This window comes from Sphingobium wenxiniae (assembly GCF_007830065.1).
Classification (GTDB): domain Bacteria; phylum Pseudomonadota; class Alphaproteobacteria; order Sphingomonadales; family Sphingomonadaceae; genus Sphingobium; species Sphingobium wenxiniae.
On the sequence record NZ_VLKK01000031.1, the window covers coordinates 1 to 21,855 of the forward strand.

General features: G+C 61.4%; 18 protein-coding genes and 1 other annotated feature. Of the genes, 17 read left to right on the forward strand and 1 reads right to left on the reverse strand.

Going from position 1 to position 21,855, the window contains the following annotated elements:
* Window positions 1–32: 32 nt before the first annotated feature.
* The 17 genes from IQ35_RS19285 (at window position 33) to IQ35_RS21135 (ending at window position 20,337) form a co-directional block, all read left to right on the forward strand.
* Complete coding sequence (locus tag IQ35_RS19285; protein ID WP_242003403.1) at window positions 33–938, forward strand: acyl-CoA dehydrogenase family protein; 906 nt, start codon at window positions 33–35, stop codon at window positions 936–938.
* A 20-nt stretch (window positions 939–958) separates the two neighbouring features.
* A complete protein-coding gene (locus tag IQ35_RS19290; protein WP_145075823.1) occupies window positions 959–2,089 on the forward strand; it encodes an acyl-CoA dehydrogenase family protein in 1,131 nt (376 codons plus the stop codon).
* Window positions 2,090–2,097: 8 nt separating this feature from the next.
* Window positions 2,098–2,259, forward strand: a complete 162-nt coding sequence (locus IQ35_RS19295) for a CoA transferase (RefSeq protein ID WP_145075826.1) — start codon at window positions 2,098–2,100, stop codon at window positions 2,257–2,259.
* Between the two features lie 146 nt (window positions 2,260–2,405).
* Window positions 2,406–3,830 carry an MFS transporter gene (locus tag IQ35_RS19300; RefSeq protein ID WP_376699496.1) on the forward strand — a complete coding sequence of 475 codons (1,425 nt, stop codon included), beginning with the start codon at window positions 2,406–2,408 and terminating at the stop codon, window positions 3,828–3,830.
* Between the two features lie 306 nt (window positions 3,831–4,136).
* A complete protein-coding gene (locus IQ35_RS19305; protein ID WP_158636719.1) occupies window positions 4,137–6,557 on the forward strand; it encodes a TonB-dependent receptor in 2,421 nt (806 codons plus the stop codon).
* 726 nt (window positions 6,558–7,283) lie between these two features.
* The gene (locus IQ35_RS19310; RefSeq protein WP_242003404.1) at window positions 7,284–8,987 is read left to right on the forward strand and encodes an outer membrane protein assembly factor BamB family protein; all 1,704 of its coding nucleotides are present in this window, start codon (window positions 7,284–7,286) and stop codon (window positions 8,985–8,987) included.
* On the forward strand, window positions 8,975–9,997 hold the full coding sequence (locus IQ35_RS19315) for a carbohydrate porin (protein WP_145075838.1): 1,023 nt from the start codon (window positions 8,975–8,977) through the stop codon (window positions 9,995–9,997). The genes IQ35_RS19310 and IQ35_RS19315 overlap by 13 nt, the downstream gene beginning before the upstream one ends.
* A 294-nt stretch (window positions 9,998–10,291) precedes the next feature.
* Window positions 10,292–10,347 (forward strand) — a sequence feature (sul1 is cis-regulatory element that is thought to sense ions involved in sulfur or methionine metabolism; They are found in Alphaproteobacteria).
* A gap of 67 nt (window positions 10,348–10,414) precedes the next feature.
* Entirely contained in the window at window positions 10,415–11,929 is a 1,515-nt protein-coding gene (locus IQ35_RS19325) for a SulP family inorganic anion transporter (RefSeq protein WP_145075844.1), read from the forward strand.
* Between the two features lie 162 nt (window positions 11,930–12,091).
* On the forward strand, window positions 12,092–13,309 hold the full coding sequence (locus IQ35_RS19330; protein ID WP_221442140.1) for an efflux RND transporter periplasmic adaptor subunit: 1,218 nt from the start codon (window positions 12,092–12,094) through the stop codon (window positions 13,307–13,309).
* 4 nt (window positions 13,310–13,313) lie between these two features.
* The gene (locus tag IQ35_RS19335) at window positions 13,314–16,502 is read left to right on the forward strand and encodes an efflux RND transporter permease subunit (RefSeq protein ID WP_145075848.1); all 3,189 of its coding nucleotides are present in this window, start codon (window positions 13,314–13,316) and stop codon (window positions 16,500–16,502) included.
* Window positions 16,499–17,932 (forward strand): efflux transporter outer membrane subunit, encoded by a 1,434-nt coding sequence (locus IQ35_RS19340; RefSeq protein WP_021246888.1) that lies wholly within the window; start codon window positions 16,499–16,501, stop codon window positions 17,930–17,932. The genes IQ35_RS19335 and IQ35_RS19340 overlap by 4 nt, the downstream gene beginning before the upstream one ends.
* 290 nt (window positions 17,933–18,222) lie before the next feature.
* Window positions 18,223–18,429 (forward strand): cold-shock protein, encoded by a 207-nt coding sequence (locus IQ35_RS19350; protein ID WP_021246889.1) that lies wholly within the window; start codon window positions 18,223–18,225, stop codon window positions 18,427–18,429.
* 73 nt (window positions 18,430–18,502) lie between these two features.
* Window positions 18,503–18,835 (forward strand): DUF6481 family protein, encoded by a 333-nt coding sequence (locus tag IQ35_RS19355; protein ID WP_021246890.1) that lies wholly within the window; start codon window positions 18,503–18,505, stop codon window positions 18,833–18,835.
* A 133-nt stretch (window positions 18,836–18,968) separates the two neighbouring features.
* Window positions 18,969–19,109: a hypothetical protein gene (locus tag IQ35_RS21130; RefSeq protein ID WP_021246891.1), complete on the forward strand. Its 141-nt coding sequence runs from the start codon at window positions 18,969–18,971 to the stop codon at window positions 19,107–19,109.
* Window positions 19,110–19,168: 59 nt separating this feature from the next.
* Complete coding sequence (locus IQ35_RS19360) at window positions 19,169–19,378, forward strand: hypothetical protein (RefSeq protein ID WP_021246892.1); 210 nt, start codon at window positions 19,169–19,171, stop codon at window positions 19,376–19,378.
* Between the two features lie 31 nt (window positions 19,379–19,409).
* A complete protein-coding gene (locus tag IQ35_RS19365) occupies window positions 19,410–20,105 on the forward strand; it encodes a spermidine synthase family protein (protein ID WP_031292228.1) in 696 nt (231 codons plus the stop codon).
* Window positions 20,106–20,178: 73 nt separating this feature from the next.
* Complete coding sequence (locus IQ35_RS21135) at window positions 20,179–20,337, forward strand: hypothetical protein (protein ID WP_158636720.1); 159 nt, start codon at window positions 20,179–20,181, stop codon at window positions 20,335–20,337.
* A 15-nt stretch (window positions 20,338–20,352) separates the two neighbouring features.
* On the opposite strand, the gene IQ35_RS19370 is transcribed toward IQ35_RS21135, so the two are convergent.
* Window positions 20,353–21,669, reverse strand: coding sequence for a DUF1214 domain-containing protein (locus IQ35_RS19370; protein ID WP_021246894.1), 1,317 nt, complete (start codon window positions 21,667–21,669; stop codon window positions 20,353–20,355).
* Window positions 21,670–21,855: the final 186 nt, after the last annotated feature.

Here is a 21,855-nt window from a genome sequence, read left to right on the forward strand (position 1 = left end):
CTCCGACCAATCAGCCAGAGGGAAGTCAAAACATGGGTCACTTCTCAGTGGAAACTTATGCCCCTCCCGGGTCAACTCTCAGTGGAAATCAACAATATGGCACGCCCGAGCAGAAGCAGCGCTTCCTGCCCGATATCGCAAAAGGCCGTATCCGCTGGGCGCAGGGCTATTCGGAACCCGGAGCAGGCTCCGATCTCGTCAGCCTGCAATGTCGGGCGGAGGATCGGGGCGACCATTGGCTGGTCAACGGGCAAAAGATATGGACCAGCTATGCCGACAAGGCGGACTGGATCTTCTGCCTCGTCCGCACCGATCCGGCCGATCGGTATCGCGGCATCAGCGTGCTGATGATGGACATGCGCACGCCCGGTATTTCGACGCGTCCGATACGGCTGATCTCCGGCGCGTCACCCTTCTGCGAAACCTTCTTTGACGATGTGAAGGTGCCCAAGGACCAACTTCTGGGCGAGTTGAATCGCGGCTGGGATGTGGCCAAGCACATCCTTCTCCACGAACGCGAGACGATCGGCGAACTGCTCGGCGGATCGGATTATCAGGCGCTCGGCACCGCTCTGGCCGAACACTGGGGACCGATCCACGACCCCATCCTGCGGGCGCGCGTCGCGCTGTTCGATGTGGACGCACTCGCCTTTGCGGCGATGTCGGAAAAATTCGCCGAAGAGGCAAAGGCTGGCCGCGCGCACCCCGCCCAGGCATCGATGATGAAATATGCCAGCAGCGAGTTGGGCAAGGCCCGCTACGAGTTGATCATGGCCGTCGCAGGATCGGAAGGCCTTGTCAGGAATGCCGCCGCGAACGGTAGTCCCGCCGATCCGCGCCAGTGGCTGCGCAGCAAGGGTTATTCGATCGAGGGTGGCACGAGCGAAGTGCAGCTCAACGTGATCGCAAAGCGCATCCTCGACCTACCCGCCGCCTGATCTAAGGGATTTTCGGAGCCATGCCTCTTTTCCACACCGACGAGCAGACGATGATCAAGGAGATGGTGGCCCCGCTCCTTGCCGAACAGGGATCGGGCGCGATCCGGGCGCAGCGCGATCTAGGGCCGGAAACCGCCTATTCCTCCGGACAATGGCGCCAGTTCGTCGAGATGCAGTTGCCCGGTCTGCTTGTGTCATCGGCACATGGCGGCGGCGGTCTTGGCCATGTCGAGGCGGGAATCGTCATGGAGGAAATCGGCCGCACCCTCAGCCCCTCGCCCTTCCTGGCAAGCGCGATCGGGGCGGTGACCGCGCTGGGTTTCGCCGACGACGCGCTTCAGGCACGCTGGCTCCCGGCCCTCGCCGGCGGCGTGATCGCAGCTCTCGCAATCGATGAAGGCCTCAAGCATCGGCCAGGCCATGTCGCGCTCAGCGCTAGAGCGGAGAAGGGCGGTTTCCGGCTGAATGGCGTCAAGCGATCCGTCGTCGGAGCCAGCGAAGCAGAGCTATTGATCGTCAACGCGCGCACTTCCGGAGCGGTGGACGACGAAAGCGGCCTCACTCTTTTCGCGCTCTCGCTCCCCCGAGAAGGCGTGCGCGTCGAGAGCCAGCGCCTGATCGACGGAAGCGTCGCGGCGATGGTGCGGTTTGACGATGCGCTGGTGGAAGAGACGGCGGTGATCGGCGAAACCGGCCAGGGCCGGGCGCCGCTTTCCGCCATGGTCGACGCCGTTCGCATCGGCGCCGCAGCCGAACTGGTCGGCGTGGCGTCGGCCGCCGCAGCTCTCGCGCTTGCCTATCTCAAGCAGCGCAGCCAGTTCGGTCGCCTGATCGGACAGTTCCAGGCGCTGCAGCACCGCGCCGCTATGGTCTATGTCGAGATCGAAATAGCGCGGGCGGCGGTGCTGAAAGCACAGCATCTCCTCGACGCCGGCGATCCCGCCGCGCCGCTGATGATCGCCGTGGCGAAGAGCAAGGCGGGCGCGGCGTCGCGCCGCGCGGCGCAGGAGGGCGTTCAGATGCATGGCGGCATGGGCATGACCGACGAGCATGATGTGGGCCTTTACATGAAGCGCGACCGCGTCCTCGACGAGATGTTCGGCGATGCCGGCTTTCACGCGGATCGCGTGGCCCAGCTCAACGGCTATTGAGAGGGACGATGCCCGGAGCATCGAGCAAGTCGGCTGCCAGCGAAGGTCCGCTGGCTGGGATACGAGCGATCGAATTCGCCGGCATGGGGCCCGGACAATTCTGCGCGATGCTGCTGTCCGACATGGGGGCCGATGTCGTGCGAATCGACCGGTCCGCGCAGGATGACTAATCCAACCCGGTCATCGATCGCGGGCGGACATCCATCACGCCCAATCTCAAGACCGCATCACGCCGGACCATCACGCTCAAGGCGATCGAAGGCCGATGTGCTGATCGAAAGCTATCGGCCAGGCGTCATGGAGAGGCTCGGCCTTGATCGCCGCGCTGGGGCTGAGACGCGACCCCCAGCGAAGGGGCAGAAGCGGCACGCCAGGATCGTCCAACCGATCGTTGCCCGCCACTGGGCCGGCCCTGATCACAGACGCGATGACATTGGTTTTCGTCACACGCAGGTGGGACAAAGCCGGCGCGAACGATAGAGCCCGCACAACAGCCCACCGGAGAAAACAAATGGCCAATGCGAGCGGTCGTACCGCCCTTGAGGAATGGAAATATGGCTGGCCGGTCGTCATTGCGGCGGCCTTTGGCTGCTCCCTTGCCGGCCTTCACATATATTCGACCGGCGTCTTCATCGAACCTCTACAGGCCGCCTTTGGCTGGACGCGCGCGGAAGTCACCAGCGGGCTCTCCATTGTCGCGATTGTCGGCATCCTTCTATCCCCCGTCATAGGCTTCATGGTGGATCGTTGGGGATCGCGGGCCGTTGCAATACCGGGTTCGCTGATCTTCTGCCTCTCGATGGGCGGTTTGTCGTTCGCCGGTCCTTCCATCGTCAGTTGGTGGATATTGTGGACAGTTGTGGGCGTGGCATCCCTGGCGCTGATGCCGACGGTCTGGACAGCGGCCGTATCCGCAAAATTCGTTGTCAGCCGCGGATTGGCGCTAGCCCTGATGCTGTGCGGCACCGGCCTGTCGTCCGCCATCTATCCCTTCCTAACCAATGTTCTGATCAACGCCCTGGGCTGGCGCGGCGCATATATGATGCTCGCAGGCATTTCCATCGTGATCATCATTCCGATCCTATGGATCGCCTTTGTGGATGTCCGCGTGCAAGCGGTTGGCGAAACCAAGCCGGCCATCAATGGGTGGATGGTACAGGAAGCCTTGCGAAAACGGCAATTTTACCAGCTCTGCATAACGGCGCCGTTGATCACCACCATTATCGTTGGCTTCGTGGTTCACCTGGTTCCGTTGCTGACATGGAGTGGCGTCGATCGGGATCTTAGCGTCAAGCTGGTGGGACTGATCGGCATCACATCGGTCATTGGACGTCTGCTGATGGGGCATTTCCTCGACCGGTTGCCAGGCCCCCCATTGGGCGTGATCAGCGTGCTGCTGCCGGTCATTGCCGCGATCCTGCTGCTGTCCTTCACGGCATCGCTGCCGATAAAGCTGCTCGCCGTCGTGCTGCTCGGCCTTTCCGTCGGCGGTGAATATGACGCCGTCATCTATTTAAGCACTCGTTATTTCGGCTTGAGGAATTTCGGCAAGCTGTTCAGCATCATCGCCGGACTTATGATGGCGGGCGTGGGGCTGGGACCATTCGTCGCCGGTGCGTTATATGACGCCAGCAATTCCTATCGGCCTTTCTTGCTATTCGTAGTCCCGGCGGGATTATTGTGCGCGCTAATGATCGGCACGCTCGGACGCTATCCCGATCATCTTTCTGACCCCAAATGACATATTTTCACGACCTCTTATGTTAAGGCTTCGCGAGTCCCTGCCATTTTCCGGGCCACCTTTCTGAACATGTGTCAATGATAAAGAGCCTCACAACATGCATGTGTTCTATCGGCCTGGCACACTGATTAAACGATGCCCCAAAAGCTGTCAGTTTGTATGCTATTCCTGGTTCTCGGTCGGCGGCAAGCTACCGATCGGGCAATGACCGTATGCTACCGGGCAAAAGCACTACAGTGCTGGCCCGCGACGCTAATGAAAACCGGCATATCGATGCCGGATAATTATGGATCAGGGAGAGGATTTATGCGTATAAAAGCTGCGCTTGCGCTCGGTTCGAGCCTCGCTATTGCGTATGGAAGCCCGGCATTAGCCCAGGCCTCAAGCGATGCCGCCACAAATAGAGTGCCTCAGGCGGAAGAAATCGGCTCCTCCAGCGAAATCATCGTGACCGCGCGTCGTCGTGAGGAAAGCCTTTCGCGCGTTCCCATCTCGGTGTCCGCCTTTTCGCAGGAGTCGTTAAACAACAAGTCCGTCACTAGCATCGCACAGGTGGCCCAGTCCACACCTGGCCTGACCTTCGGCAATTCGGGCGGCACGACCAATCCGCAGGTCGTGATTCGTGGCCAGAGCCGCGCCAATATCGGCGATGCCGCACAGCCGGTGCTGACCTATTTCCAAGACGTGCCCCTCCCCTATATCGCCAGCATCATTCCGACCTACGATTTGGCCTCGCTTCAGGTTCTCAAAGGTCCGCAAGGCACATTGTTCGGCCGCAATTCCACCTCTGGCGCATTGCTGGTCTATTCCAAGGAGCCGACGTACAACCTCGAAGGCTATCTGATGGGCGGCTATGGAAATTATGACCGTCGTCAGGCCGAAGGCGCGATCAACGTGCCTATCATCGACGGCAAGCTCGCGCTCCGTGTGGCTGGCCAGCGCATCAAACGCGACGGCTATACCAAGGTCGTCAATCAAGGCGGACTCCGTCGCGACGACATCAACGATACCGCCTTCCGCATTTCGTTGCTGGCCGAACCGACCGACTTCATTCGCAATGTCACCGTCTTCGATTATTTCAAGATGAACCGTAGCGGTGATGGCGGCATTCTGAATTATGTCTACCCGGACCCCATTCCGGAGAGAAATCCGGGTCTCAATACCTTCTATGACTGCGGCACATCGCCCGATTGCGATATCGACCTGGCGTTGGCCCGTCAGCAGGCCGCCGGTCCGCGCAAAACCTACAGCAACGAAGTTCACCAGATAAAGGCACTCGTAACCGGCCTGTCCAATACGACCACGGTGAATCTGGGATCAATCACGCTGAAGAATATCTTCGGCCTTCGCTTGGCGAAATCGTCAACCACCAACGATTCCGATGCCACGACGATGAAACTGATCGTTGCCGACCAAAACCAGAACATCAAGCAGACGAGCGACGAGTTTCAAATTCAGGGCGATTTCTTCGACCACAAACTATCGACTATCTTGGGTGCCTTTTATCTCAAGAGCAAGCCGAACGGCCCACAGGGCCTGACGCTGGCGACATTCTACAGTCTCGCTTCTCCGTCGGTCATCATGGCGCACCGGACGCAGACCAGCAAGGCGCTGTTTGGCCAAGCGACCTATGATTTCAGCGATCTGGTGCAAGGTCTAAAGCTTGACCTTGGCGTCCGTCACACCTGGGATGAGACACAGGCCTGCGCGGGCGGCTATCCGGCCAACAACCCGTTCGTTCCCAAAAGTACGCCGCAAACCACGCTGGCACAGTGCGTCAACGGCACCTCGCTGACGGTTAATGGCACGCCGACCTTCGTCAAGGGCGCGCTAACGGAAGATAAATCGGCGGCCTGGACGTGGAATGTGGGCCTCAACTATCAGGCTTCCGACGCGATCTTCCTGTATGCGACATTGCGTCGCGGCTATCGGTCGGGCGGCGTGAATGCCCCGCTCTTCAATCCGTTAGCGCCGAACAGCCTGGCGCCGTTCCAGTCCTATGCGCCGGAAACCGTGACCGACATCGAACTGGGCGCCAAAACCCATTGGCAGGTGGCAGGCATGCGCGGCACGTTGAACCTCGATGTCTTCAGGGGCCGATACAAGGGGTCGCAGCGCGGCATCAATGGCCTGAACGGCTTTGACGGCGACGGCAATTCGAGCAATGATCCGTCGGCCGGCACCATCATCGTCAATGCAGGCAATGCAACGGTACAGGGTTTCGATATCGATGCCACCATCTCACCGATGGGGGGCCTGACCATCGGCGGCTTCGCCTCGTACAACGACGCCAAATATACCTCGACAGGTATTCCGCCGCTGTTCAATACGCCCACATTCGCGGCCTTTCCCACCACCACGAAGGATACTGCCTTTCCCTATGCGCCGGCTCTGACGCTAGGTGCCAATGTGACCTATGAAGCCAGGTTGCCGGACGACCTGGGATCGCTGGTCTTCAACGCCGACGTGTTCCGCTCTAGCCGGGTCTATTTCGGTCCGTTCAAAAACGACAAGACGCTCAGCCAGGCAGCCTATGCTGTGGTCAACACCCGTATCGATTGGCGGGACATCGGCGGCAGCAGCGTGGATGTGGGTTTCTTCGCCCGCAACCTGTTCAACAAACTGTATCGTGCGGGGGCTGCCAACTCGGCGTCTTCGGCCGGCTTCAATTCGGTCTTCTACGCCGAACCGCGCATGTATGGTGTCGACGTGAAGATCTCCTTCTAATTTACGCACAAGGGGACAGGGGGTGACGGTTCACCCCCTGCCCTCTTTTCCGATATACCGTCCCACGGCCCGCACCGTTGAGCAGGACAAGGCGATCGCCTCCAGCTCCACCAGATTGTTGATTGATCCATCTTGCAGAGACAGCTTGATAGCGTCGACAGCGACGGCCTGATCGCGCCGGCAAAAAGAGTCCCTCTCGACCGATGCTGTCGGGAGCGCCCCTTATGCGCCCATGCGACATAGAGTCGGTTCGCGATCTCCTTTGCTTGAGGTTTTGCGGCTCGTCATTTTCACGCAGATGAAACCCGCCGAGGCGCGACAATGGATCTTGATGTCGCCTATCTTTGGCGAATGGGACCATCCGCTCCGATTAGTTCGAGTGATCATTTGAATGGACGTGAACAAATCAAATCTTGTGCCTATCAAGCATGACGAGCTATAAATATAGTCATTGGAACTCCTACTGGCTTTCGTGACAAATGTCTCCTGAAGGTAAACACAGCTTGTGGCCCATCTCGAGCCTGTTCATCCTCAATATGCTGCTCGCCATCGACCTCATTTTCGCCGGCGCGGGATGGATCGGACTTGTGACGACGCCTACATGGTTTCGGGCGCCACCTATGACGTGACCGGCGGCGGCAGCGCCAACAACACTGCCTGATTGATCGACCGCCAATGGACGATCGGGGAAAACATCGAGTAGAACGGCTTGAAAGGACAAGAACGGTGACAAGCACCACAAGCGATACGGGCATATTGGCGAGGGGATGGCTGATCCTGCTCGGCCTGATCATAACATTGGCCGGTCTGTTCTTCGCGATCGGTGGCATCAGGCTCGTGACGCTCGGCGGTAGCTGGTATTTCCTGCTCGCAGGCATTCCCCTGACCATTTCCGGCGGCCTGATCATCACGCGCCGCCCGGCGGGCGCGATCCTGTTCGGCGTCACCTTCCTCGCCACCATCCTGTGGGCCTTGTGGGAAGTCGGCCTGAGTTTCTGGCCCCTCATCTCGCGCCTGCTGGCGATGGGCGTGGGAGCGACGGTGGTCGCGCTGTCGTGGCCGCTGCTGCGCCGGACGCGCGGCCTTGCACCTTTTTGGAGGCCCGCGCTCGGCGTCGCCGCCGTGCTGGCGGTCGGCAGCATCGCCGGTTTCGTTGGCATGTTCCGGCCGCACGATCCGGTCGCCTTTTCCGGCATGCCAGAAGCGCTGATCCCCGTCGCCGCCGGGCAGGCGCAGAAGGACTGGGCGTCCTATGGCAACGATCAGGCAAATACCCGCTTCGCCGCGCTCGACCAGATCAACCGCGACAATGTGAAGGCGCTGAAGGTCGCCTGGACCTACCGTACCGGCGATGTCGCGGTCAGCGACGGCAACGGGGCGGAAGACCAGACCACGCCGTTGCAGATCGGCGATACCGTCTATGTCTGCACGCCTCACAATAATGTGATCGCGCTCGACGCCGATACCGGCCGCGAGAAATGGAAGGCGATGATCAACGCGAAAAGCCAGGTGTGGCAGCGTTGTCGTGGCCTCGCCTATTTCGACGTTCACGCGCCCTTGCCGCAGCCGGCGGCACCCGGTTCGACCCCGGTGACGACGGTGCCTCTCCCCGCCGGCGCGCCATGCGGGCGCCGCCTGCTCCTGAATACCATCGACGCGCGCCTGATTGCTATCGATGCTGACACGGGAAGGTTCTGCCCCGGCTTCGGCGTCAATGGCGCCGTCGATCTCAAGGCCGGGCTGGGCGCGGCGCCCGATCCGCAATATCAGCTCACCTCCGCCCCCACCATGGCGGGCACCACCGTCGTCGTCGGCGGCCGGATCGCCGACAATGTGCAGACCGACATGCCGGGCGGCGTGCTGCGCGGCTTCGACGTCATCACCGGCAAGATGCGCTGGGCGTTCGATCCGGGCAATCCGGCCGACCGCAATGCCCCGGCGGAGGGCAAGACCTATGCCCGCTCGACCCCCAATTCATGGGCCGGCATGACCTATGACGCCGCGTCGAACACGGTGTTCATCCCCATGGGCAGCCCCTCGGTGGATATTTACGGCGTTCCGCGCACGCCGCTGGAGCACAGATATGGCGCCTCGATGCTGGCGCTCGACGCCACCACCGGCAACGAGAAGTGGCATTACCAGACCGTGCGCAACGACCTGTGGGATTTCGACTTGCCCATGGCGCCGACGCTGATCGATTTCCCGGCCGCCGGCGGGCGGGCGGTGCCCGCTTTGGTGTTCGGCACAAAGGCGGGGCAGATCTACGTGCTCGACCGCCGCACCGGTCAGCCGCTCACCAAGGTGGTCGACGTGCCGGTGAAGCCCGCCAACATTCCGGGCGAGCCTTATGCGCTGACCCAGCCGCGCTCAAGGGCACAGCCTACACCCAGCAGATCCGCGCCAGTGTCGACCTCGACATGGACCGGATAGCCGGGTGGAGAGGCGGGACGTTCCACCTCACCATCAACGACCGGCGCGGCCACGGGATTTCCAGCGACTTCGTGGGCAACCGCCTGCCGATCCAGGAAGCCTATGGCGGCCAGTTCACCAAATTGTCGGAACTGAGCTACGAGCAGGATTTCGGCCATGGCGCCGTCAACATGCGCATTGGTTATTTCGCGATGGGCAACGATCTGGGCGGCATTTCCGCCGGCTGCAACTTCGTGAACGCCGCTTTCTGCGCGCACCCGCTTTCCATGTCTGGCGACAGCAGCTGGTATAATTATCCCAACGCCCGCTGGGGCGCGGCCTTCCGCATCCGCGCGCGGGACAATCTGTTCGTCCGCACCGGCATCTATCAGGTGAACCCCGCGCTGGGGTTGGAGAAGAACGCCTTCCGGCCCTTCGCGGGCCACACCAGTGGCGTGATCCTGCCGATCGAGATCGAATACACCCCCGGCCAGCGCCCCGGCGATCATGCGCTGCCCGGCAGTTACAAGCTGGGCTTCTATTACGACACCGCCGATGCAGCGCGCACGAGCCGCACCGGCACCGGCACCGTCAGCGGGCGCATGGGTTATTATTTCCTCATGAGCCAGACCATCCTGCGCGAAGGCACGGGCAAGCGCGGACTCGCGGTGATCGGCGCCTATACCGTCAACCCGCGCGTCGCCGCGCAGATCACTCGCTGGTATATGGCGGGCCTGATCCAGACCGGCACCTTCACAGGCCGTGATTCCGATACGATCGGCCTGGGGCTGGTGCATGCGGTGCTCAACCCGCGCCTGCGCGAAGCCTATGCGGAGATCAACAATCCGATGAGCGGCATGGATGCGCTGCCGCAGGGTGAAACGGCGATCGAGCTGAGCTATGGCCTCCAGCTGACGCCCTGGCTGATCCTGCGCCCCGACGTGCAATATATCGTCGAGCCGGGTGCCTTCAGCTACGCTGCGCGCAAGGACGCCGTCGCCGTCGGCGGCCAGGTGAAAATGCAATTCTGAGGAGGCGTGACTGCTTTAGTGAATAATCGCACGCGCAACCGCTCTCCCGCGCTGCCAGCGCCAGAGGGCACATCTCTTGAACAGTGTCTTGGTCCGACTATCGATCTCGGCCTTGTGACTGACCACCACGCGATTGAGGGAACCGCGCAAATCCTCACGGAAAGTTCCCCAAGGCGTAGGCAGATCGATGAATAGACTGATGCGACCCCAACCGAGGGAACTCATCGAAAAGGCGGCGGTTCAGCGCACTGGATTGCCGTTCGCGTTACACCCCGCTAGGGGAAAGACTATTCGCAAGGACCCGGTGAAATTCCGGGTGGCTATTCCGGCCGCCGATCCGCCGGACAACGCTCGTCGCAGGCCGATATCCGCCAGTTCCAAACCACGCCATCCTTGCGACTTTCGTCGGTTAAAATCATGAACAGCAGTGCTCTTTCGCGCTATCGCGCCGAATGGTTCAATGGCGCGGACAATGCCCGACGCGACATATTGGCCGGTATGGTCGGCACTTTCGCCCTGATCCCGGAGGTTATCGCCTTCTCCTTCGTAGCGGGCATTGACCCCGAAGTCGGCCTGTTCGCCTCCTTCATGATCGGCATTGTGATCGCCTTCACGGGCGGCCGTCCCGCGATGATCTCCGGCGCGGCGGGCAGCGTGGCGCTGGTCGCGGCCGCGCTCGTCCACGCGCATGGCCTGCACTATCTGCTCGCTGCCACCCTACTGGCCGGACTGTTCCAGATCGCCTTCGGCCTGATGAAGCTCGACGTGCTGATGCGCTTCATCTCGCGATCGGTGCGGACGGGCTTCGTCAATGCGCTCGCCATTCTTATCTTCTCGGCGCAAGTGCCGCAGATGCTGGACGTCAGTTGGCACACATATGCCATGATCGCGGGAGGCCTCGCCATCATCTATCTGGCGCCCCGGATCACGACGGCCATCCCCTCCCCGCTCATCTGCATCCTCGTCCTGACCGCGATCAGCATCGCTTTTCCCATGCCGATCCACATTGTCGCCGACCTCGGCCGCCTGCCGTCCTCGCTGCCGTCCTTCACGTTCCCCGCTGTTCCGATCGATTGGCAGACGCTGCGCATCGTGACGCCCTACGCACTGGCCATGGCGGCCGTCGGCCTGCTTGAGTCGATGATGACCGCCAGCGTCGTGGATGACCTCACCGAAACCACCAGTTCCAAGGCACGCGAATGTACGGGCCTTGGCCTTGCGAACATCGCGGCGGGTCTGTTCGGCGGCATCGCCGGGTGCGGGATGATCGGCCAAACGGTCGGCAATGTGCGCTATGGCGGGCGCGGGCGCCTGTCGACGCTGGTTGCTGGGCTGTTCCTGCTTCTCGTCATGGTGCCGTTGCGCCCCTGGGTCGCGCAAGTGCCGGTGGCGGCGCTCGTCGCCATCATGATCATGGTGTCGATCAGCACTTTCTCCTGGGGATCGATCCGCGACCTTGCCAGGCATCCCAAGGTGTCCGGTATCGTCATGCTCGCGACGGTCGTCGTCACGGTCGCGACGCATGACCTCTCAATGGGCGTCGCGGTCGGTGTGCTTCTGAGCGGGGTATTCTTCGCCTTCAAGGTCACGCGCCTGATGGAGGTCGCCATTGACTATGATGCAGCGACGGACACGCGAGCGTACAGGGTATCCGGCCAGATTTTCTTCGCCAGCGCGGACATCTTCGCCGATCGGTTTGATCTGCGGGACACGGCCTCATGCGTGCGCATCGACCTGACGGACAGCCATTTGTGGGATATCACCGCAGTAGGAGCGCTGGAGGACATCGTCACCAAGATGCGGCGCCATGGCATTATAGTTGAGCTGATCGGTTTGAACGAAGCCAGTTCCATCCTGGTCGACCAACTGGCCCCCGCTGTTGGAAGCGCGATCTCGCAAGTTCCTGGCGACAGCCAACTGGCGCCGAGATAGCTGAACGAACTCAATCGGTAATGAGCTTTCCGGACTTCCACGGGAAGAGAACGTCGCGGCGATACCATCTGATACATTTTTTGGAGTGACCCCAATCGGCTGCTCGATTATTCGTTGGAAATGACGTCAGCACGACAGCCCCTTCCTTGGACATGAACAACCTTGACATCCGATTTCTCGATTTTCCGGTGCAGACCGGCCTTCTCCATACTGCTTTCCGCCGTTCTGGTCGCTTCCTGTTCGGGGAGCGGCAAGGACGCCAAGCAAGGCAGTGGCCGCGCGGCCGGCGAGCCTGCCCAGGTGGGCTTTGTCGTGCTAAAGCCGACCAGCGTGCCGATAACCACGGAGTTGAACGGGCGCGTCACGCCCTATCAGATGTCGCAGGTTCGCCCCCAGGTCTCTGGCATTCTGCGCAAGCGGTTCTTTAAGGAGGGGGCGATCGTCCGCCAGGGACAGACACTCTATCAAATCGACCCCAGCCTCTATCGCGCTGCCGTGGACGAGGCGCAGGCCAATCTTCAAAGTGCACGCGCCAATGCCGAGGCGACGCGCGCACGGGCCGATCGTTTCCGGCCGCTTGCAGAGATCGATGCCGTATCGAAGCTGGATTATACCGATGCCGCGGGCGCGGCACGACAGGCGCAGGCGAGCGTCGCCCAAACCAATGCCCAGCTTCAGACGGCGCGGATAAACCTGCGATTCACGGATGTCCCTGCTCCGATTACCGGCAGGATCGGGCGTTCGCTGGTTACGGAAGGGGCGCTGGTCACCGCCAACCAGGCCGATCCACTGGCCGTCATCCAGCGCCTTGATCCGATCTTCGTCGACATCCAGCAGTCAAGCGCCGACTTGCTGGCGCTGCGCCGCGCCTTGAGCGATGGCGGCAGCGAACCCGCTACCGCCACGGTCCGGCTGAAACTGGAGGACGGCTCGGAATATACCGAATCCGGCACGGTCGAGTTTTCCGAAGTCATGGTCGACCAGAATACCGGCACCATCACGTTACGCGCCCGTTTCCCCAATCCGCGAGGAACCCTCTTGCCTGGCATGTTCGTTCGGGCGGCCTTCGCACAGTCCATAGACACACGCGCATTTCTGGTGCCGCAACAGGCATTGCTGCGCGACGCCAAAGGACAGGCCAGCCTGTTTCTCGTCGGCCCCGATAACAAGGCAGTGCAGCGCAACGTCACGGCCCAGCGGGCCCAGGGGAGCAACTGGATCGTGACGCAGGGGCTTAACCCCGGCGACAAGGTGATCGTACAGGGCGGCGCCAGCGTCCTGAGGCCCGGCGCGGCCATCCGCCCGGTTCCCGCCAACACGCCGCAACGCATCGCATCGCCCCAGCGCGGCAAGGACGCCGTCCCGGCCAAAGGCGACTAGGTCCATGTCACGCATCTTTATCGACCGCCCCATCTTCGCATGGGTATTGGCCATCATCGTCATGCTGGGCGGGATCGGTGCGATCATGGGCCTGCCCGTTGCCCAGTATCCCGATGTCGCGCCACCCCAGGTGAATGTGCGGGCCAGCTATCCCGGAGCTTCCGCGGAAACGATCCAGAACAGCGTCACGCAGGTGATCGAGCAGCAACTGACAGGCATTGACGGCCTGCTTTACTTCAGCTCCTCGTCCAGTTCACGCGGCCAGGTGACGATCAGCGCCACGTTCGAAAAGGGCACCGATCCGGACATCGCCCAGGTTCAGGTGCAAAATCAAGTGCAGCAGGCGCTGACCCGCCTGCCCAACCAGGTGCAGCAACAAGGCTTGCGCGTCACCAAGTCGAATCCGGACCAGCTACTGGTGGTCGGCGTCTTTGACCAGACGGACCAGATGACCAACCAGGACGTATCCGACTGGATGGCGTCGAACATGCAGGACCGTCTGGGTCGCGTGGAGGGCGTTGGCGAAAGCAACGTCTTTGGCTCCCCTTATGCGATGCGTATCTGGCTCAACCCTGATCGCCTCGCTTCTTATGCGTTGATGCCCAGCGACGTCGTCACCGCGATCCAGAATCAGAACACCGAAGTCGCCGCCGGCGAAGTCGGTGGCCAACCCCAGCCGCGCGAGCAGATGCTGAACGCGACGATCACGGCCCAGTCGCGCCTGCAAACGCCTGCCCAGTTCGGCGCGATCATCCTGAAGACGCAAACCAACGGCGGCAGCGTCCGGGTGCGCGACGTAGCCAGGGTCGAGCTGGGCGCGGAAAACTACAATGCCGTCAGCCGGATCAACCAGCATCCTGGCGCCGGCATCGCAATCTCGCTCGCTCCCGGCGCCGACGCGCTCAAGACGGCGGAATTGGTCAAGGCTGAGGTTGAGGCCATTGCAAAGACATTCCCGCCCGGCCTCGCCTTTGCCTACGCGAACGACACCACCGACTTCATCAAGCTTTCTGTCGAGGAAGTGGTCAAAACCCTGATCGAGGCGATCATGCTGGTGGTGGTCGTGATGTTCGTCTTCCTCCAGAGCTGGCGCGCTACGCTGATTCCCGCGATCGCGGTGCCGGTGGTGCTGTTGGGAACGCTGGGCATCCTCTATCTGCTGGGCTTTTCGATCAATACGCTGACGCTGTTCGGCATGGTGTTGGCGATCGGCCTGTTGGTGGACGATGCGATCGTCGTCGTGGAAAATGTCGAGCGTCTTCTGGAAGAAAACCCGGAGATGACGCCCCGCGAAGCGACGATCCAGTCAATGAAGGAGATTCAGGTCGCGCTGGTCGCGATCGCCCTTGTCCTCTCGGCCGTTTTCCTGCCGATGGCCTTCTTTGGCGGGTCGACCGGCGTCATCTATCGCCAGTTCTCCGTCACGATGGTTTCAGCCATGATGCTTTCGGTTCTGGTCGCCCTGATCCTCAGTCCGGCGCTGACGTCGACGCTGCTGAAGCGCAAACAGGATGCGACATCGCCTGACGATAGCTGGCTTGGCCGACGCTTTCCCCAGGTCGGGCATTTTTTCACCCATGCCAAAGACAAGTTCAACCACGGCTTCAATCGCATGATCGAACGCTATGAAAACTCGGTGAGCATCGTTGTCGACCGCAAATGGCTGTTCGTGGCTCTCTATCTGGTCGTCGCGGCCCTGCTGGTGCTGATGTTCGTCCGGCTCCCCACAGGCTTCCTGCCGACCGAGGATCAGGGCGCGGGCAGCATCCAGATCCGCCTCCCCGCTGGCGCCACGCAAGGCCGCACGATTGAAGTGCAGCAGCAGATCGAACGCTATTTTGCTGAGAATGAGAAGGACAATGTGCGCACGCTGTTCACCGTCGCGGGCGGCGGAGGAGGAGGAGCCAGCGGCCAGAATACGGGTCAGGGTTTCCTGAACTTCACCGACTGGGCGCGGCGCAAGGGCAAGGAAAACAGCGCCGATGCCATCGTCGGGCGTGCCAGCGCCGCTTTCAGGGGCATACGCGACGGACAGGTTTTCGTGCTGGTGCCCCCCGCGATCCGCGGCCTTGGCCAGTCCAACGGTTTCACCATGGAGCTGCAGAATAACAGCGGGATGCCCAACGCACAATTCCTTGCCGCCCGCGACGCGTTGTTGGCGCAGGCATCGAAGGATCCGATCCTTGCCTCGGTCAGATTGAGCGAGCTTCCGGACGTCGCCACGCTGAAGGTGGATGTCGATCAGGAGAAGGTGACGGCCCTGGGACTGACCCCTGCGGACGTGAACAATACGCTCTCCACCGCTTATGGCGGGCGCTACGTCAACGACTTCGTCGATCGCGGCCGTGTGAAGCGCGTCTATGTGCAGGGGGACGCCCCCTTCCGGGCCAATCCGCTCAATATCGACGAGTGGTTCGTGCGCGGCGGCGACGGGCAGATGTCGCCCTTTTCGGCCTTTGCGAAGACCTCATGGTCGACCGCGCCGACCACCTTGTCACGCTTCCAGGGCATACCTTCGTTCGAGTTTCAGGGTCAGGCCGCTCCGGGCCACAGTTCCGGGGCGGCGATGCAACGCATGGAGGAACTGGCGGCGCAGCATCCCGGCACCAGTGTCGCCTGGGCGGGCCTGTCCTATCAGGAACGGCTGTCGTCCGGTCAGGCGCCGCTGCTTTACGGCCTGTCGCTGCTGATTGTGTTCCTGTGCCTTGCCGCCCTCTACGAAAGCTGGAGCATCCCGATCGCGGTCATGCTCATCGTGCCGCTGGGTCTGGTCGGCGCCATCTCCGCGGTGACGTTGCGCGGGCTTGAGAATGACGTGTATCTCCAGATCGGCCTGCTGACCACCATGGGACTGGCAGCGAAGAATGCGATTCTGATGATTGAGTTCGCCGATCAGGCCGAAAAGCAGGGGAAGCGCGTGATCGAGGCGGCAATCGAGGCCGCGCGCATCCGGTTGCGGCCAATCCTCATGACCAGTCTCGCGTTCATCTTTGGCGTGCTGCCGCTCGCCATCTCCACCGGCGCGGGCGCGAATAGCCGTATAGCGATCGGGACGGCGGTGATCGGCGGAATGTTGACGGCGACCGCGCTGGCGGTCTTTTACATCCCGCTATTCTACGTGATGGTTCGCCGCACGACGCAAGACGCGCTGAAACATCTTCATCACACGCCCAAGCCGGAGGCTCAGGCATGAGGCACGCTCTGATCCTGGCCGCCCTTCTCGCCACGACCGCCTGTTCCATGGATCCAAAGGCGGTGGAGCAGACGCTGCCGGTGCCGCCTTCCTGGCCCATTGGCGATGCCTATCTCCGGCAAAGCGAGGCTACCCTGCCCGGCATCACCTATCGCGATATTTTCCGGGATTCGCGGCTTCGGGGATTGATCGAACAGGCGCTGGCCAATAATCGCGACTTGCGCGTCGCAGCCGCCAACATCGCGGCGGCACGGGCGCAATATCGGATTCAGCGCGCCAGTCAGTTGCCGCAGATCGATCTGGGTGGACGCGCCGGCTATACGGACAATGGCAATAATGACGCCGGGACTGGCGGCACCGGCGCTCGCGCTTCGGGCGGCCGCGCCAGCTATTCTGCCGATGTCGGCGTAAGCGGATTCGAACTGGATCTGTTCGGCCGCCTCGCCTCGCTTACTCGCGCCGAACAGAATCGCTATTTCGCGACCGAGGCGGCTGCGCGGGCAACCCGACTGACGCTGGTCGGCGACATTGCCGACGCATGGCTGACCTATGCCGCCGATGCGTCGCTGCTCAGGATTGCCCAAGATACCACCGCCAGCGCCGAACGCAGCGTGGACCTTACGCGCGCAAGGCTGCGGGGCGGTATCGCGCCACGCACAGACCTGCGCCAGGCCGAACAGGTGCTGGCGACCGCACAAGCCGATCTTGCAGAACAGCGCACGGCGCTGGCGCAGGACGTCAACGCCCTTCAACTGCTGGTCGGCGCACCGATCGACCCTCCATTGCTGCCCGCATCCATCGAGGAAGCAGCAGAGACGATCGCGGAACTTCCCGCAGGACTTGATTCACGCATCCTGCTGCGCCGTCCGGATGTGGTGCAGGCCGAATATGCCTTGCGTGCGGCAAATGCCGAAATCGGCGCGGCGCGCGCGGCACTCTTCCCCACCATTTCCCTGACCGGGGCTTTAGGTTTCGCCAGCTCGGCGCTTTCCTCGCTTTTTTCAGGTGGAGCATTCAACTGGTCTGGCAGCGGCAATGCCGCCTACCCCATCTTCCGCGCAGGCGCCGGGCGTGCTGGCGTAGCGCTCAGCGAAGCACAGCGCGACGCCGCGCTCGCAACCTATGAAGGCTCGATCCAGGCCGCCTTTCGCGATGTGGCCGATGGGCTGGCAAGGCGCGGCACAATCGACGAACAGTTGCGCGCCAACGAACTCCAGGCGCGCGCGACGGCCGACAATTATCGACTGGCCGAAGCCCGATACCGCGGCGGTGTCGATGGATTCCTGAGCAGCCTGGACGCCCAGCGGTCGTTATATTCAGCACAACGGACTCTTGTGTTCACACGTCAGATCCGTGCAAGCAACCTGGTCACCCTCTATCGCGCGCTGGGGGGAGATATGATCCTGGCTCTAGATACCCCCACCTCCTAAGCAATGGCTAGCGCGGATTAACCCATTCGAGCGCCAGCAGCAGCATCTTGAAACCGATAGCGATGGCGGTCGATGCCTTGGCAATGGGATTGGGCGCATAATAGCAGAACGCGATCGCGCCGGCCTCGATTTTGAAATTGAAGCGGCTTGTGCTAATAGCGGTTTGCTGAACGTCGCGTTTTGACGGATATCGGGCCGCTTCGGCTCTCCTTTGTCCCCATATTTGCCTCTCAAAGCCGGGATGCGCGGATTGTCGCGCGTGCCGTGGACTTGCGACAAGGAGACATCCTATGATCACCGGAACAGTTAAATTCTTCAACGCCGACAAAGGCTATGGCTTCATTGCCCCTGAAGCGGGCGGCGGTGATGCCTTCGTCCATATTTCCGCCATCGAGCGCGCTGGTCTGCGCACGCTCGAAAAGGACCAGCGCGTGACCTATGATCTGGAAAAGGATCAGCGTGGCAAGATGTCGGCGATCAACCTCCAGGCAGTCTGACAAGGGCTGGCCGGGCAGCCCAGCTGCCCGGCCCCTTTCGGCATGCGCTTAAAACAACAGGATATTTCTCTGCATGAAAAGATATAAGGAACCACAGTTTCAGGAGCGTATTGCTGCGGCGGCGCGCGCCCGGACGACGGTTCTCGAGCAACTGCGTGATAAACCGCCGGTGGACGAAACCGCAGCGGCCGAACGGGCCGAGCGGCGCCTCGCGAAGGAAGCGGCGGCGCGGGAAAAGCGCCAGAACGCCATTCTCGCGGCCAAGGAACAGAAGGCCGCCAAACGCGCGCGGGCGCTTGAGACGGCGGCTGCGAGCGCCGCAGGGCAAAAGCCGGTGCCGCCGACCGACGCCGAACGCAAGGCCGCGCGCGACGCGCGCTATCTCGCGCGAAAGAACCGGGCCTGATCTTGAAGAGGCGTGGCGCACTTCTACCGAGCAGCGGCAGTCCGTGGAAAAGTCCCGCAACTGCTCGCGCTGTGGGAAGGCACGCACATACCGCCTGTAAACAGAACACGGCACAGGGCGCGGGGACGTATATATGAACATCATTCTCCAAATCCCCAGCCGTCCGACCTTTCGCCCGCCTTCCGGCAGGACGACGGAACGGCCCGCCACACCCGCTGCCGCGACCTTGTCGATCGGTGAATTGAAGCAAATTGTCGCGGCAATGCTGGGCTGACCATTACAAGCCCGCAGGCCATGTGCCTTGTAGGCCTTTCAACCATATGAGGAACATCCATGAGCCGAGAAACAATTCGTCCCTTTTTGATCACCAAGGATGAGGAAGGGAATTTTCGGCTCACTGTTCGTGAAATCCATTATAATTCTCAAGGCTATCCGCTTGTGACATCTCAGTTGCAGGAAGAAATTTTCAAGTCGGCGGCAGCTGTGCGCAATTTTGCGCGCGACACGTTCAAGGCGCAGCCCGGACAATATGCCACCCAGTAAAAAGTGGATATAGCTAGTGAAGGGGCTTTTTTTGGCCATAGCTGCTGAAGTTGCGACAATTCCGGTTGAACTGATCGATACCGCCGATCTTCCCGATGGAGGAACACTGCGCCTGTTGCGGCGGGGCGATGATTATTCGATACGCTTTCGCGACAATGAACTGATGGGCAACCAGGTTCGACAATCCGAAGAGGCGCTCGCCATCCTGGCATGCCAACGGCTGCCACATCATGACAGCCGGGTCCTCATCGGGGGACTGGGCATGGGGTTCACGCTGGGCGCTGTGCTGAAATCCCTCCCCGCGACCGCAGCCATCACGGTATCGGAACTCGTCCCCGCAATCGTGGAATGGGCGAAAGGACCACTGGCGCACCTGTTCCATGATTATCTTGCGGACGCCAGGGTGTCGCTTGAAATGGGCGATGTCCATGATGCCATCGTCAAGGAGACGGTGGGATATGACGCGATCCTGCTGGATGTCGATAATGGGCCTGACGGATTGATCCATCTTGCCAATGAACGCCTCTATTGCAACTGGGGATTGCGCGCGGCACATGCTGCCTTGCGACCCAAGGGTATCCTCGCAATATGGTCGGCATATGCCGACGACGACTTCGTGGCCCGCCTCGAACACGCCCGTTTCGATGTCGACGAGGTCCAGGTGGCGGTGTTGATCGACGGAGAAAATACCACACACAGGATCTGGTTTGCGACCCGGCAGGAATGATGCGGGCAGGTGGCCTTCCTGCCGCAAGGACAATGTCACATGCGGTCAAGCGCGCCCCGACTAGGGGCGGACGGTGCAGGTAGTGCTCTATAGCCAGCACATCTCGATATCATGCCATCACCGGCGGGCCGAACTGTTCGAGAATTCCCATTATATGGTCAGTTCGCTGCTGGTTTCGACGGCGGCGATCCGTGACGTCTTTTCCGAGTTCCAGCGCCGCCGCAGGCACTGAAACGCTATTCCAGCATCAATATCCATAATGCCGGAGCATAGCCAGCCTTCGGCTGCGAAGTGATTTGCCTCTTTGCTCGGGAGAAATCCTAGGCGTATCTGCCGGAAGAAAATCGACAATCTTGCGCTTATCCACCACCCTGGTTTTCGGAAGAGGAACTACGGCATCGGTGAAATATTGCCGGAACTGGATGATGCCCAGTTGATTGTCGACGGAGTCCAGCCAATTAGGAACGCCCGGATCTTGCTTTGACAGCACGATGCGGACCTTGCCGTCTGCGCTCCGCAGCGCCTGGTGGCCGTTCAGGCTCGACTGATGATAGATCGCGTCGGTCGAGCGCAGATAAACGTCGCCCAACTGGATGCCCCAGTAGAGTCCGGTCGGCGCATCGAACTCGATCAGCAGCGCTTCATCGTCCGCCAGATCGTAGATGCAATTGGCATAATTGGCGTTGGGATTGGTTCCCGCACTGCTCGGCAGCTTCTGCCAGCCGAAGCGGTTGCGCTGCCCCTCCGCCATCCGGAGCGTCAAGTCGACCAGCATCATGCCCCAATTTTCGGCGATGTAGCCGACCATATCGCCCACGACCTCCAGTCGCTGCAGGAATTCCTGCTCACTCAGCAGCGGGCCGGGCAGCGGTTTGTCGTCCTGGACCTCGATATGCAATTCGGTGAGCGTTTCATGCTCCCAATCATACAGTGCCTCGCGCACGCTGATGGCGACGTGGGGGGCGCTGCCTGGCAGGGCGATCCAGTTACCGGGATGGGGATCGGCGCTGGCGATGATCTCGAAGCGGCCGTCCGACCCGGCCTGAAAATTGTCGAGCCGGTAGTTTTTGGGTTCGCTCTTCGGGCCGCTCCGGCCGTCGGGCGCGACGTCCACCTGGAAATCGAGAAATCGGGTCGTACCCCTGCGTCCCCAGATGCGATAGGTCCGCGCGCCATCCACCGTCGCGCCCCGATAGCGGAAATCGGGATTTAACAGACCATAGCCGAAGATTTGCGGCTCGTATCGGCTATGCACGTAAAAAAGGGGATAGGCGGAACGCGGTGCCATGAAGGTGGTGTAAGCAACCGCCTGTAGCGACAGGAAATATTCGTTGGCGGCGCGCTGCACGTCGGGGCGGCCGCTGAAGCGGCTGGAATAGATCGCCTGCCGGGTGCGTTCGACCTTTTCGTAATAGAGTTTCCAGGCGGCATCGACCGCAGGCGAAATATGTACTGTCCCGCCGGTCTGGCGTTCGCCGGGCACCGCCGCCGAGGTGCCGGACGCTGTCGCTGCGAGACTCACTATCGTACTCGCCAGCCAGTCGCGCCTGGTGATATCGTGCATGCTGGGCCTCTTTCGTTATTGCCTGGATGACGACCGCGCGGCTCGGGCCGGAGCCGTGTAGGAAATGGTGCGAAAACCGATATGCGACGCGCCTAGCCTCTCTTATTCACGACGCTCGGTTTCGGGTCCGCTCTGGGCATTTGCTGCGGCTGGCTGTATTGCGCGGACGACCGGCATCGCTGGCGT

Coding starts and splice junctions, on each gene's coding strand:
- IQ35_RS19290 (WP_145075823.1), top strand. CDS start 959: ATGCCTCTTTTCCACACCGACGAGCAGACGATGATCAAGGAGATGGTG.
- IQ35_RS19340 (WP_021246888.1), top strand. CDS start 16,499: ATGAGGCACGCTCTGATCCTGGCCGCCCTTCTCGCCACGACCGCCTGT.
- IQ35_RS21130 (WP_021246891.1), top strand. CDS start 18,969: ATGAACATCATTCTCCAAATCCCCAGCCGTCCGACCTTTCGCCCGCCT.
- IQ35_RS19305 (WP_158636719.1), top strand. CDS start 4,137: ATGCGTATAAAAGCTGCGCTTGCGCTCGGTTCGAGCCTCGCTATTGCG.
- IQ35_RS19350 (WP_021246889.1), top strand. CDS start 18,223: ATGATCACCGGAACAGTTAAATTCTTCAACGCCGACAAAGGCTATGGC.
- IQ35_RS19360 (WP_021246892.1), top strand. CDS start 19,169: ATGAGCCGAGAAACAATTCGTCCCTTTTTGATCACCAAGGATGAGGAA.
- IQ35_RS19315 (WP_145075838.1), top strand. CDS start 8,975: ATGGACCGGATAGCCGGGTGGAGAGGCGGGACGTTCCACCTCACCATC.
- IQ35_RS19335 (WP_145075848.1), top strand. CDS start 13,314: ATGTCACGCATCTTTATCGACCGCCCCATCTTCGCATGGGTATTGGCC.
- IQ35_RS19370 (WP_021246894.1), bottom strand. CDS start 21,669: ATGCACGATATCACCAGGCGCGACTGGCTGGCGAGTACGATAGTGAGT.
- IQ35_RS19355 (WP_021246890.1), top strand. CDS start 18,503: ATGAAAAGATATAAGGAACCACAGTTTCAGGAGCGTATTGCTGCGGCG.
- IQ35_RS19295 (WP_145075826.1), top strand. CDS start 2,098: ATGCCCGGAGCATCGAGCAAGTCGGCTGCCAGCGAAGGTCCGCTGGCT.
- IQ35_RS19325 (WP_145075844.1), top strand. CDS start 10,415: ATGAACAGCAGTGCTCTTTCGCGCTATCGCGCCGAATGGTTCAATGGC.
- IQ35_RS19285 (WP_242003403.1), top strand. CDS start 33: ATGGGTCACTTCTCAGTGGAAACTTATGCCCCTCCCGGGTCAACTCTC.